General features: G+C 39.5%; 10 protein-coding genes and 1 pseudogene. 10 read left to right on the forward strand and 1 reads right to left on the reverse strand.

The window, feature by feature from the left end:
* The first annotated feature begins 39 nt into the window (after positions 1-39).
* The 10 genes and pseudogenes from ODZ84_RS21980 to ODZ84_RS22025 all read left to right on the forward strand — a co-directional run bounded on the left by ODZ84_RS21980 (position 40) and on the right by ODZ84_RS22025 (position 12,481).
* Positions 40-1,392 carry an MFS transporter gene (locus ODZ84_RS21980; protein WP_266174615.1) on the forward strand — a complete coding sequence of 451 codons (1,353 nt, stop codon included), beginning with the start codon at positions 40-42 and terminating at the stop codon, positions 1,390-1,392.
* A 265-nt stretch (positions 1,393-1,657) separates the two neighbouring features.
* A complete protein-coding gene (locus tag ODZ84_RS21985; RefSeq protein WP_266174616.1) occupies positions 1,658-2,125 on the forward strand; it encodes a hypothetical protein in 468 nt (155 codons plus the stop codon).
* A gap of 137 nt (positions 2,126-2,262) precedes the next feature.
* Positions 2,263-2,992 (forward strand): annotated as a pseudogene (locus tag ODZ84_RS21990) (pirin family protein).
* A gap of 280 nt (positions 2,993-3,272) precedes the next feature.
* Positions 3,273-3,824, forward strand: coding sequence for an NADPH-dependent FMN reductase (locus ODZ84_RS21995; protein WP_266174618.1), 552 nt, complete (start codon positions 3,273-3,275; stop codon positions 3,822-3,824).
* A 265-nt stretch (positions 3,825-4,089) separates the two neighbouring features.
* Positions 4,090-5,082, forward strand: coding sequence for a phosphoribosylformylglycinamidine cyclo-ligase (purM, locus tag ODZ84_RS22000; protein ID WP_266174622.1), 993 nt, complete (start codon positions 4,090-4,092; stop codon positions 5,080-5,082).
* Between the two features lie 96 nt (positions 5,083-5,178).
* Positions 5,179-5,742, forward strand: coding sequence for a phosphoribosylglycinamide formyltransferase (gene purN, locus ODZ84_RS22005; protein WP_266174624.1), 564 nt, complete (start codon positions 5,179-5,181; stop codon positions 5,740-5,742).
* A 213-nt stretch (positions 5,743-5,955) separates the two neighbouring features.
* The gene (gene purH / locus ODZ84_RS22010; protein ID WP_266174625.1) at positions 5,956-7,473 is read left to right on the forward strand and encodes a bifunctional phosphoribosylaminoimidazolecarboxamide formyltransferase/IMP cyclohydrolase; all 1,518 of its coding nucleotides are present in this window, start codon (positions 5,956-5,958) and stop codon (positions 7,471-7,473) included.
* Positions 7,474-7,590: 117 nt separating this feature from the next.
* A complete protein-coding gene (gene purD, locus ODZ84_RS22015; protein ID WP_266174627.1) occupies positions 7,591-8,829 on the forward strand; it encodes a phosphoribosylamine--glycine ligase in 1,239 nt (412 codons plus the stop codon).
* Positions 8,830-8,983: 154 nt separating this feature from the next.
* Positions 8,984-10,513: a glutamine-hydrolyzing GMP synthase gene (gene guaA, locus ODZ84_RS22020; RefSeq protein WP_266174628.1), complete on the forward strand. Its 1,530-nt coding sequence runs from the start codon at positions 8,984-8,986 to the stop codon at positions 10,511-10,513.
* Positions 10,514-10,978: 465 nt separating this feature from the next.
* Entirely contained in the window at positions 10,979-12,481 is a 1,503-nt protein-coding gene (locus ODZ84_RS22025) for a carbon-nitrogen hydrolase family protein (protein ID WP_266174629.1), read from the forward strand.
* A gap of 44 nt (positions 12,482-12,525) precedes the next feature.
* Here ODZ84_RS22025 and ODZ84_RS22030 read toward each other — a convergent pair whose 3' ends face one another.
* Complete coding sequence (locus ODZ84_RS22030; RefSeq protein WP_266174630.1) at positions 12,526-12,681, reverse strand: bacteriocin-like protein; 156 nt, start codon at positions 12,679-12,681, stop codon at positions 12,526-12,528.
* Positions 12,682-12,818: the final 137 nt, after the last annotated feature.

Here is a 12,818-nt window from a genome sequence, read left to right on the forward strand (position 1 = left end):
AATGGATATCTCAGGAAGAAAAAGAAACCCGATTTGTCCATGGCTCAAATTATCAATATGAGTATGGGGTTTTTGGGAATTCAGATGGCATTCGGTCTGCAGAATGGAAATGCAAGCAGAATTCTGGCCAATTTCGGGGCCGATGTGCATGAGTTATCATGGTTTTGGCTGGTCGCTCCGGTTACAGGGTTGATTGTTCAACCCATCATCGGACACATGGGCGACAATACCTGGAGCCCGCTGGGACGGCGGAAACCTTACTTTTTGATTGGGGCCGTTCTATGCGCCATCGGTCTGGTGATGCTTCCGAATGCGGCTTCGGCAACCCAGATGATGGCAGCGAATGTATTATTACTGGCCGTCATTTTCCTGGCGATGATGGATGCCTCCATCAATGTGGCTATGGAACCGTTCCGGGCACTGGTGGGAGATATGCTGCCAAAACATCAGGGCACCATCGGGTTTTCCGTGCAGACGATTTTAATAGGAATTGGCGCAGTGATCGGTTCGTATTTACCGGACTGGTTAACAAAACTGGGGATTTCAAACGAAGCTCAGCCAGGCTTTGTAGCCGATAATGTGATCTACTCGTTTTATGTAGGGGCAGGTTTCCTGTTATTGACGATACTTTACACCATATTTACTACGAAAGAATATTCCCCTCAGGAGTTCGCAGAATTTGAGGGCGGAAAAGAAGTGGTGGAACAGCCTTCAAAACTGACGGATATTTTTAAAGATTTTTCAAATATCCCTTCCCAGATGAAAAGACTGGGAGCAGTACAGTTTTTCTCATGGTTTGCCCTGTTTACGATGTGGGTGTTTACAACAAGTGCGCTGGCCACTCATCATTTCGGGCTCTCACCGGACGATACCCATTCAAAAGCATTCAATGATGCCGGGGATTTAACCGGGAATTTATTCGGTATGTATAATCTCTGGGCCATTCCTTTTGCATTCTTATTGACCCCGATTGCCAAATGGATCGGAAAAAAGCAGACTCATGCTTTGGCCTTAGCCTTTGGCGGTGTAGGATTGATCTCTATGTATTTTATTAAAGATATAAACTTTCTCTGGATTTCAATGATCGGATTAGGATTCGCCTGGGCCAGTATTTTAGCCATGCCTTACGCCATGCTTATCGAAGTCATTCCTCAAAAGAAAATGGGTGTGTATATGGGAATTTTCAACTTTTTTATTGTTATTCCCCAAATCATCAACGGTATTTTCGGCGGGCCTATCGTGAGTGGGATTTTCGGAAAACAGGCCATCGATTACGTTGTGGTCGGTGGAGTCTGCATGCTTTTAGGAGCGGTTTTAACGTTGATTTTCATTAAATCAGATGAGGAAACACCAAAAGAAATTGAAGAAGAAATCCGGCAGGTCCATTTTTAAAATAAATTTCAATAGTATAAAACGAACTTCGGTTCGTTTTTTTTATACCTTACAATGTTTATTTTAAACAAATGATAAACTCTTATTAAACAAGACAGACAAACATATCGAAAACAGGGTTCAGTTGAATACAGGGAAGATAATTCAAAGAGAAAACATCAGAATAAAAACAAATATGGGCGGTCTTAAACAGGAATGAATTTTAAAAAACACGATCTTTCAAAAGAAAATGCAGAATTTTCCGTTTAATTCTTAAATTTGGCTCATGCGAAAGAATCTTTATCTTATCATCATATCATTTTCCATGGTAAGTTGCTATACCTATCAGGTTAAAAAACCGAAACCTGTGGATACAGCAGTCAACAATCCATCAGGACCCAATAAGAATGCAGTCGTAGCTAATAATCCGGTGAAAGCAGAAAATGGTAATTCCCAAAATACGGGTTCACAGCCCGTTCCTGTTCCTGTCAATGTTCAGGAGAAACTTGCGCCTAATAAAAATGTGAAAATACAGGTTGATGGAAAGACTTATAAAGTAATCGTTGACAAGTGGGAGAGTGACAGCCTGGTGGCACACCCGGTTCATCACCCTGAAAAAATTCTGAAATTCCATAAAAATCAGATCAATGCTGAGAAAATTGCTGAAAAACGCTTCTCACAACCCATCGCTGATATCATTACCGTTGTAGCGTATGCCGGTATTGCGGCTTCGGTATGGCTTCTTGTACGATAAAAACCTGCGAAAGAAAATAAAGTCACGGTTATGAAAATTGGTTCGTTTTAATTCAAAACTTAAGTTCCGTCCTTTCTTACCTTACATCAACATTTGGCACCACCACAGTCCGTACATTTGTACCATAAATCATCAATATGAAAACAGTATATCATAAAGCCGATACAAGAGGTCACGCCAATCACGGTTGGTTAGACAGTTATCATACCTTCAGTTTTGCCAACTATCAGAATCAGGAAAGAACGCATTTCGGGGTTTTAAGAGTATTGAATGACGATACCGTTTCCCAGGGAATGGGATTCGGAACACACCCTCACAAAAATATGGAAATTATCTCCATCCCTTTGGAAGGCGATCTCGAACATAAAGATTCGATGGGAACCACTGCCGTTATCAAAAAAGGAGAAATCCAGGTAATGAGCGCAGGAACGGGAGTAATGCATAGTGAATACAACAAAAACAAAGATGAAGCCGTAAAATTCTTACAGATATGGGTTTTTCCCAAAGAAGAAAATGTAGAACCGAGATATGACCAGAAGAGTATTAAAGAAGGCCAGAAGATCAATGGATTCCAACAGATTTTATCCCCGGATAAAAATGACGACGGGGTCTGGATTCATCAGGATGCCTGGTTTAATTTAGCCAACTTTACCAAAGGAAACGGCAAAAATTATATGCTCAATAAAAAAAGGAAACGGAGTTTATGCCTTTGTATTAAAAGGAAGTGCCAGAATCGGGGACCGGATCTTAAGTGAAAGAGACGGAATGGGAATCTGGGATACCCAGAGTTTTAATATAGAAGCAGCTGAAGATACCGAAGTCCTTTTAATGGAAGTTCCGATGGAATTACCAGCCTATTTAAGATAAATATATTAAAAGACAAAAGGCAGAAAATTTACTTGAATCGTATAATAATAAATCTGAAACCAGATTAAAAGTTCATCAAAAAATAAAATCAAAGATTTTTTAAAAGTCCTAAGTGTGCTTTTTAGAAGCTCCGATTAAACTTGAAATAACTAAAGTTTAAAATCTTTTGGAACATTTAACTACGTCGGATTTTCGGTTTATGGTATAAAAAATATAAAAATCTTCACGACCTTTGCATCAACAATACAAAATAACTTTACTTTAAACAGATAATACAACAATGAAAATTTTAGCAGTAGCAGGAAGTAATTCTGATGTATCCATCAACAGACAGCTCGTAACCTATGCCACGACCTTATTCGAGAACGCAGAAGTGGAAATCGTTGATATGAATGATTTTGAAATGCCGATTTACAAACACCAGAGGGAAGTGGAAAGCGGAATCCCGCAGCAGGCCCAGGATTTTGCATCAAAAATCGACAGCGCAGATGTGCTTTTGGTTGCCCTTTCTGAGCACAACGGAACCTATTCCGCAGCATTTAAAAACGTGTTCGACTGGACTTCAAGAATAAAGCCAAGAGCCGTTTGGAACGAAGTACCGATGCTATTGATGGCTACAGCACCGGGAGCGCGGGGAGGACTGGGTGTTTTGGAGGCAGCAGAGAAAAGATTTCCTTTACACGGAGGAAATATCATTGATACCTTTAGCCTTCCGTTCTTTAACGATAATTTTGACAAATCGGAGCAGAAGATTTCCAACGAAGAGAAGGATAATGAACTGAAAGAAAAAGTTCAGAAAATTTCAGCCATCGAATCGATCCTGGAAAAATAGATTTGAATATTAATTTAAAATTAATATCTTTGCAAAAAGAAAGAAGATGAAAATTCAGACCTCCCATAAAGAATATTTTTCCAAGAAAGGGAAAATTGTGGGCTCTGAAATTCTGAGATAAAATACTGGCCGATAATCCACTGAGATTGTCGGCTTTTTTGTTTTCAAAATTTGAATTAAAAATAGAAATAAAACGTCCCATTTTATCAGGAAGCGATTTATTTATTGTTAGACTGTTAAACTGACACACTGTTACATTAATACTATGAGCAACACTTACAAATCCGCAGGAGTAGACAAAGAAGAAGGATACAAAACCGTAGATAAGATTAAAAAAGCGGTTGGGGAAACTCACAATTCCAATGTATTGAATCATTTGGGAAGTTTTGGAGCTTTCTATGAAATCGGAGGATACAAGAATCCTGTTTTGGTTTCCGGAACCGATGGAGTGGGAACAAAGCTGAAAGTAGCTTTAGACTCTAAAAAATATGATTCTATCGGAGTAGACTGTTTCGCGATGTGTGCGAATGATATCCTTTGTCACGGGGCAAAACCATTGTTCTTTTTGGATTATCTGGCCTGTGGGAAACTGGATTCTGAAATTGCTGCAGAAATTGTTCTGGGAATGGTGAAGGCCTGTAAAGATAACAATTGTGCTTTAATCGGGGGCGAAACTGCAGAAATGCCGGGGATATACCAGCCCGGAGATTACGACGTTGCAGGATTCTGCGTGGGAATCGTTGAAAAAGATCAGATTATCGATGGCTCGAAAATTAAAGCAGGGAATAAAATTATAGCATTGCCAAGCTCAGGATTTCATTCCAACGGATTCTCATTAGTAAGAAAAGTATTCCCGGATTTCAACGAAGAATTTGAAGGAAAACCATTGTATGAGACGCTCTTAGTTCCTACCAGACTATATTACAAAGATATTCATAAAGTACTTGAAGAAGTAGAGGTTTCCGGAATTGCGCACATTACAGGAGGAGGACTGTACGAAAACATTCCGAGAATTATCGGTGACGGGCTATGTGCGACCATCGATGCTTCAAAAATCCAGATTCCAAGCATTATGCTTGAGCTGGAAAAGAGAGGTGGCGTAGCGCGTGAAGAGATGTTCGGAACCTTTAATATGGGCGTCGGAATGATCATTGTGGTGGATCCGGAACATGCAGAAAAAGTACTGCACCTTCTGGACGATGCCTACGAAATAGGAGAAATCACTGAAGGAAGCGAGAAAATAAATCTATCATTTTAATGTACCAATATGGCAATGTAGCAGTTTACCAGTTATACGCATTGGTAGATTATTACATTGATACATTGTTAAACTGATACATTGTTACATTAATTTATGAAAAACCTAGTTATACTCGTTTCCGGTTCAGGCAGCAATCTCCAGAGAATCATCGATACCGTTGACAGCGGAGAAATCCCCGATGCACAAATATCTTTGGTAGTAGCCGACAGAGAATGTTACGGACTGGAAAGAGCAAGAAATCATAACATAGAAAACGTTCTGATCCCGAGAGGAAAAAACTTCAGCAGCGAACTGGGTAAAATCATTCCGGAAAATACAGATCTGATCGTATTGGCAGGATTTTTATCTATTCTCAAACCTGAGTTTTGTGAAAACTGGAACGGAAAAATAATCAATATTCATCCTGCCTTACTTCCAAAATATGGAGGAAAAGGAATGTGGGGGCATCATGTGCATCATGCCGTGATCGATGCTAAAGAAAAAGAAAGCGGCGCAACCGTACACTTTGTAACTTCAGGAATCGACGAAGGAGAAGCCATCCTTCAGAAATCATTCGAAGTCACTGAAAATGATACGGCGGAAACGCTGGCTGAAAAAGTTCATAAAATAGAATATGAAATTTTTCCGGAAGCTATAAATAAGGTATTAGGAAACTAATAAAATGTAACCAGTGAACATGACGACAGCTTACCGATAAGAATATATTATAAACTGTTACATTAATACATTGCTACATTGTTACATTGCTACATTGTTATATTAGTACATTGATACATTGCCAAGAATCTAAGTAAAATAAAAGTAAGTTCGGAGGTGAAAGACCCGGGCACAGTTTGAAATAGCTGTAAAAAGTAAAAAATTGAAAGTAAAATGAGTAAAAAGAGAGTTTTAATCAGTGTTTCTGACAAAAGCGGATTGATTGAATTCGCACAGTTTCTGGAAGCCCAAAACTATGAATTGATTTCTACAGGAGGAACATTCAAGCATTTGAAAGACGCTGGTTTAAATCCAATTCAGATCGATGAGGTTACGGATTTTCCGGAAATGTTGGATGGAAGAGTGAAAACATTACACCCGAAAGTTCATGGTGGATTATTGGCCGTACGTTCCAACGAAGAGCACATGAAAACCGTGCAGGAACACGGAATCGGTCTCATTGATATGGTGATTGTCAATCTTTATCCTTTCTTTGAAAATGTGAACAAAAACATTTCTCTTCACGAAAAGGTAGAATTTATTGACATCGGAGGTCCATCTATGCTTCGCTCTGCAGCTAAAAACTTTGATTCTGTAACCGTAATTACGGATGTAGAAGATTATACAACCGTGAAAATCGAAATGGAACAGAACGGGGATACTTATATCGAAACCCGTAAAAAGCTGGCAGGAAAAGTATTTAATCTTACTTCTGCTTATGACGGCGCGATCTCAAGAATGCTGTTGGAAGAAGATTACCCGACTTATCTAAATGCTTCTTATAAAAAAGTTTCTGACCTTAGATACGGGGAAAACCCGCACCAGACAGCGGCTTACTACGTTTCTACTTTTGAAAACGGAGCCATGAAAGATTTCGAGCAATTAGGAGGGAAAGAGCTGTCTTTCAATAACCTTCGCGATATGGATCTTTGCTGGAAGGTGGTTACCGAATTCAAAGAAGAAATGGCCTGTTGTGCTGTAAAACACTCTACCCCTTGTGGCGTGGCGATCGGGACCTCAGCCCTGGAAACCTATCAGAAAACATTCGAATGTGATCCGGTATCCATCTTTGGCGGAATTGTTGCTATGAACTACAAAATCGATGCAGCAACGGCGGAAGAATTAAATAAAACATTCCTTGAAATTGTAATGGCTCCTGAGTTTGACGAAGAAGCTCTTGAAGTTTTAAGAAAAAAGAAAAATTTAAGAATTATAAAGATTGCCAACCCTGTTTCCGATAAACAGACATGGGTAAAGATCGACGGCGGAATTTTAGTTCAGGATAACGACAGCATCTTCTCTGATGATATTAAAGTAGTAACTGAAACCCAGCCTACAGAAGAGCAGAGAAAAGCACTGTTATTCTCTCAGAGAGTGGTAAAATATGTGAAATCCAATGCGATTGTTGTTTCCAACGGGATTCAGGCCTTCGGAATCGGAGGAGGACAGGTAAACAGAATCTGGGCGACTCAGCAGGCGATCGAAAGAGCTAAAGAAAAATTCACAGGAGACCTCGTATTGGCTTCGGACGCATTTTTCCCTTTCCGTGATGTCGTAGATTTCTGCGCTCAGGAAGGAATCACAGCGATTATCCAGCCGGGAGGCAGTGTAAAAGACCAGGACAGCATCGAAGCAGCCAACGAGCACAAAATACCGATGATGTTTACGGCAATCAGACATTTTTTACATTAATGGTAAAGCAATTGGGCATCGGTTATTGGCAATTAGCTAAAATTATATTTTGAGATTGTATTTATAGCATTCAAAATTATATATTTGTAAAGTATAGACTAGATAATTAAATAAAGTATGAGAATATTAATCATAGGTGAAGGTGGAAGAGAGTCTGCTTTGGCTGCAAAGCTTCACAGCGATTCCAGAGTTTCTGAAATGTTTTTTGCAAACGGAAATGCGACTACCGATGTAATAGGGAAAAATGTTCATTTATCAGAGATTAAAGAACTTAGAGATTTTGCAATCAAGGAAAAAATAGATTTAACGATCGTAGGTCCGGAAGCACCGCTAGTTGCCGGTTTAAAGGACGAATTTAAAAAGCATGATCTGAAAGTTTTTGGTCCGAATCAAAAAGTAGCCAGCCTGGAAGGAAGTAAAGCTTTCTCTAAGAAATTTATGCAGACCTATGGTATCAAAACAGCCAAAGCGGTAGTATTTGACTCCTATAATGAAGCTAAAGACTATGTTCAGACTCAGGAGTTTCCATTGGTAATCAAGGCAAGCGGTTTAGCTGGCGGAAAAGGTGTTGTTATTTGTGATACCTTAGAAGAAGCTGAAGCAACGATCCATGATTTCATGATCAGAAGGATCTATGGAGATGCCGGAATCCGTTTAGTTATCGAAGAATTTTTACAGGGCTTTGAAGCTTCCATTATTGCTTTCTCAAACGGTGAGAAGATTTTTCCTTGTATCGCTGCTAAAGATTATAAAAAAGCCGGAAATGGTGATACAGGACCGAATACGGGAGGAATGGGATCTGTAGCGCCGAGTCCTGAATTTACTGAAGAGCATTACGCCGATTTCGACAAAAATATCCTGCAGCCTACCGTGGCAGGTCTTAAAGGAGAAGGATTCAGCTTTAAAGGAATCATTTTCTTTGGATTGATGGTGACCAAAAACGGAACCTACCTTTTAGAATATAATATGAGGTTCGGAGACCCTGAAACACAGGTATTAATGGCTTTGATGGAAAACAATCTTTTAGATGTCATCAATGATTGTATGGACGGTAAAGAAATCGAGCTTAAATTTAAAGACGAAAAAGCTGTTTGTCTGGTAATGTGTTCGGGAGGTTATCCAAGAAACATCGAAACCGGTTTCGAAATCACGGGTGAAGATAAAGTGAAACACAGCCAGCTGCTTCATGCCGGAGCTGTCAGAAGAGGCGATAAAGTAGTTTCCAACGGTGGCAGAGTGCTGAACATCGTAGCTACGGGAGCCACCTATGAAGATGCCCGCAAAAAAGTGTATGAAGATGCAAGTCATGTACATTTCGATTATGGCTTCTACAGAGAAGATATCGGAAAGTTTTAAAATAAAATCACGGAAAAAGATTTGGAGCAATCCAGGTCTTTTTTTGTAAGCAAGTTGAAATTTAGATTTCAGATAATAAGATTATAGATTCCGGACTAAAAGTCTCATGTCTCATATCTAAATCTGACGTCATTAAAAACAAATTAATTCAAAAATGAACAACGGTATTATCATATTAGATTTCGGATCACAGTACAATCAGCTTATCGGAAGAAGAATCCGTGAGATGGGAGTATACTCTGAAATCTTGCCTTTCAATACACCATTAGAAACAATTTTAGAAAAACAGCCGAGAGGAATTATCCTTTCCGGAGGACCAAGTTCTGTCAATGCAGAAAATGCCCACTTAGTAGAAAAAGAACTATACGAGCAGGGGATTCCGGTTTTGGGAATCTGCTACGGAATGCAGCTGACTGCACATCTTTTAGGCGGAAAAGTGCATAAAGGAGTAAAAGGAGAGTATGGAAAAGCTCACCTGGAGATTGTAAAAGAAAGTTCTTTACTGAAAGGGGTTACAGACAATTCTATCGTCTGGATGAGCCATTTTGATGAAGTGGGAGAATTGCCCGCCGGTTTTGAATTGAATGCAAAATCAGGTGTAATCGCTTCTATTTCAAATGAAGATAAAAAGATCTATTGCGTACAGTTTCACCCGGAAGTTTCACATACAGAAGAAGGAGGAAAGATGCTGGAGAATTTTGTTTTCGGAATCTGCGATGCTGAGAAAAACTGGAAACTGACCAATTATATTGAAAAAACAGTTGCCGAAATCAGGGAAAAAGTAGGAGATCAGAAAGTGATCCTCGGACTTTCTGGTGGAGTAGATTCTTCCGTAGCTGCCGTACTGATCCATAAAGCGATCGGTGATCAGCTGACCTGTATCTTTGTTGACACGGGATTGTTAAGAAAAGATGAAGACAAAAAAGTAATGGATAATTATGGAGAACATTTCCATATGAACATTAAGCTGGTGGATGCTTCTGAAAGATTTTTATCCAAATTAGCCGGTGTTGATGATCCGGAAGCCAAAAGAAAAATCATCGGAAACGAATTTATTCATGTTTTTGATGAAGAATCCCATAAAATCGAAGGGGCTAAATTCTTAGCGCAGGGAACCATTTATCCTGATGTGATCGAAAGCCAGTCCGTAAACGGACCGTCAGCGGTCATTAAATCGCACCATAATGTCGGCGGACTTCCCGAAGAAATGGATTTCGAATTACTGGAACCTTTAAGAGAATTATTTAAGGATGAAGTTAGAAAAGTAGGAGAAGAACTGGGAATTCCACATCATCTGGTTCACAGACATCCTTTTCCGGGCCCAGGTCTGGGAATCAGGATTTTGGGAGCAGTTGACGCTGAAAAAGTGAGAATTTTGCAGGAAGCAGATGATATCTTCATCGAAGAATTATATAAAAATGATCTTTACGAAAAAGTATCCCAGGCATTCGTCGTTTTACTTCCTGTAAAATCAGTAGGCGTAATGGGCGACGAAAGAACATATGAATATACTGCGGTCGTTCGTTCTGCCAACACCATCGACTTCATGACCGCAACCTGGAGCCGACTTCCTTACGAGTTTCTGGATACGGTTTCCAGCAGAATCATCAATGAAGTACGCGGGATCAACAGAGTTGCTTACGATATTTCAAGCAAACCGCCTGCAACCATCGAGTGGGAATAGTTTGACCTGAATTTACCTATAAATCCTGCCTTTTGGCGGGATTTTTTATTGAAATCAATTTAAATGTAGGATTTGATAGACAGAAAGTTTTATTAAAATCGGAATCTTCTTGACGCAAGTCTACTCTCTGTCAGATGATGATTTAATAAGGATTGCGGAAGAATTAACAAAATGATTGAGAAAGCTGTATACCATCTTCGCGAAGCAAATTTCATTTGCCTTTGCCTCTTAAAAACAGCGGTATGTTATAAAAACTTTGCGTTAAAATAATTGGACAGATTTCTGTCTGATAAAATATCTGCGATTTCATGACACTCACAATATTTCCAGTTTATATTTAAGTCTATGGCACTTTCGACAGTAGAGGTAATATTCATTATGAAAATTCATTAAATGATGCATTCATGCTTCTTACAAGTAATTGCATGTCGGAAATTTTCCCTAAATTTAAGTAAAATTACATCAATGCAAATAGAAACGAGGCCCCTGACCGTTCAGGATTATGAAGAATTGGTCGTAACGATGAAGCGTGCCTATCCACAAATGTCAGAATCGATATGGTCCAGGAAAAGTATCGAGAAACTTACCCGGATATTCCCGAAAGGACAGATTTGTATCACAGTAGACGGAAAATTGGCGGCCGTGGCGCTGTCTATCATTGTTAATTATAATGAATTCGGAGATGAGCATACCTATAGCGATATTACGGGAAATTATACATTCAATACCCATTTGTCGACAGGGGATGTCCTGTACGGAATAGAGATCTTTGTAGATCCTGAGTTCCGCGAACTGAGGTTAGGAAGACGCTTATATGATGCCAGAAAAGAATTATGTGAATTGCTGAATCTTAAGTCTATTGTTCTAGGGGGAAGAATTCCGAATTATCATAAATATAGTAATGAACTTTCAGCGAGGGATTATATCCGCAAAGTCCGCGACAAGGAAATTTACGATCCCGTTTTGTCTTTTCAGCTTTCCAATAACTTTTTACCGATAAGAGTCCTTAAAAAATATCTGCCTGAGGATGAATCTTCAAAGGAAAATGCGGTTCTTTTACAATGGAATAATGTCTACTACAGCAAAAAACCAAACACCATGCAGGACAGCATCATCCGTCTGGGGCTGGTGCAGTGGCAGATGAGGCATTTTAAAGACATTGATGCCTTTTACGAGCAGGTGGAGTTTTTTGTAAACGTAATGGGCGACTACAAATCGGACTTTGTGCTGTTCCCGGAATTATTCAATACTCCTTTGCTGGCACCGTTCAATAAGCTTTCCGAGAGAGACAGTATGATAGAATTGGCTAAGCTTACGGAAGATATAAAAAACAGGATTTCAGAATTGGCGATCAGTTACAACGTTAATATTATTTCCGGAAGCATGCCTGTTTTTGAGAATAATGATCTGTATAACGTGAGCTACCTGCTTCATCGTGACGGTCGCGTAGACGAATACCGCAAAATTCACATCACGCCTAATGAAAGAAAGTATTACGGAATGAAAGGAGGAAGTGAAATAAAAGTTTTCGATACGGATTGCGGAAAAATCGGTCTTGTGATCTGCTATGATGTGGAATTTCCGGAACTCCCGAGAATCCTGGCAGATCAGGGAATGAAAATTTTATTTGTCCCTTATCTTACCGATACCCAGAATGCCTACATCAGAGTGCGTCACTGTGCAGCGGCCAGAGCGATAGAAAATGAATGTTATGTAGCAATTGCGGGCTGCGTCGGGAATTTACCCGGAGTGAATAATATGGATATTCAGTTCGGCCAGGCAGCAGTATTTACCCCTTCCGACTTTGCGTTTCCTTCCAATGCCGTAAAAGGAGAAGCGACGCCGAATACCGAAATGACCTTAATTGTAGACGTTGATTTAAATCTCCTCAAAGATCTTCACTATCATGGCTCTGTCCAGGTCATGAAAGACCGGAGAAACGACCTCTATGAGACATATCTTAAATAAAAAGAAGACTGCACCTAAGATGCAGTCTTCTTTTTTCCATCGGACTATTTGTACTGCGGGCAGATCACAGCCGGACAAATCAACCTCGGACATCTTGGTCTTCCGTCGTCCGGACAACATTGATTAGAACAGTTGGTAATAATTATACCTCCTGCGATGCTTTGCATTTGTTGTCTTGATACTTTCTTTAAATTTTTCATTTTAATAATTTTTGAAGTTTAGTTTTTGTTATTTTGATTCCTGTAAAGTTAAAAAAATAATTGAATAAACAAATTTAAACTTGAAATATTACCATCTATAAAGGCAAAACAGGTAATGATTGCCATTCATCCATCAC

This window comes from Chryseobacterium fluminis, assembly GCF_026314945.1.
GTDB classification, from domain to species: domain Bacteria; phylum Bacteroidota; class Bacteroidia; order Flavobacteriales; family Weeksellaceae; genus Chryseobacterium; species Chryseobacterium fluminis.

What these genes read in the sequence shown, in the direction of transcription:
- purH (WP_266174625.1), top strand. Translation starts at nt 5,956, where the DNA reads ATGAGTAAAAAGAGAGTTTTAATCAGTGTTTCTGACAAAAGCGGATTG.
- ODZ84_RS21995 (WP_266174618.1), top strand. Translation starts at nt 3,273, where the DNA reads ATGAAAATTTTAGCAGTAGCAGGAAGTAATTCTGATGTATCCATCAAC.
- purD (WP_266174627.1), top strand. Translation starts at nt 7,591, where the DNA reads ATGAGAATATTAATCATAGGTGAAGGTGGAAGAGAGTCTGCTTTGGCT.
- ODZ84_RS22025 (WP_266174629.1), top strand. Translation starts at nt 10,979, where the DNA reads ATGCAAATAGAAACGAGGCCCCTGACCGTTCAGGATTATGAAGAATTG.
- ODZ84_RS21985 (WP_266174616.1), top strand. Translation starts at nt 1,658, where the DNA reads ATGCGAAAGAATCTTTATCTTATCATCATATCATTTTCCATGGTAAGT.
- ODZ84_RS22030 (WP_266174630.1), bottom strand. Translation starts at nt 12,681, where the DNA reads ATGAAAAATTTAAAGAAAGTATCAAGACAACAAATGCAAAGCATCGCA.
- ODZ84_RS21980 (WP_266174615.1), top strand. Translation starts at nt 40, where the DNA reads ATGGCTCAAATTATCAATATGAGTATGGGGTTTTTGGGAATTCAGATG.
- purN (WP_266174624.1), top strand. Translation starts at nt 5,179, where the DNA reads ATGAAAAACCTAGTTATACTCGTTTCCGGTTCAGGCAGCAATCTCCAG.
- purM (WP_266174622.1), top strand. Translation starts at nt 4,090, where the DNA reads ATGAGCAACACTTACAAATCCGCAGGAGTAGACAAAGAAGAAGGATAC.
- guaA (WP_266174628.1), top strand. Translation starts at nt 8,984, where the DNA reads ATGAACAACGGTATTATCATATTAGATTTCGGATCACAGTACAATCAG.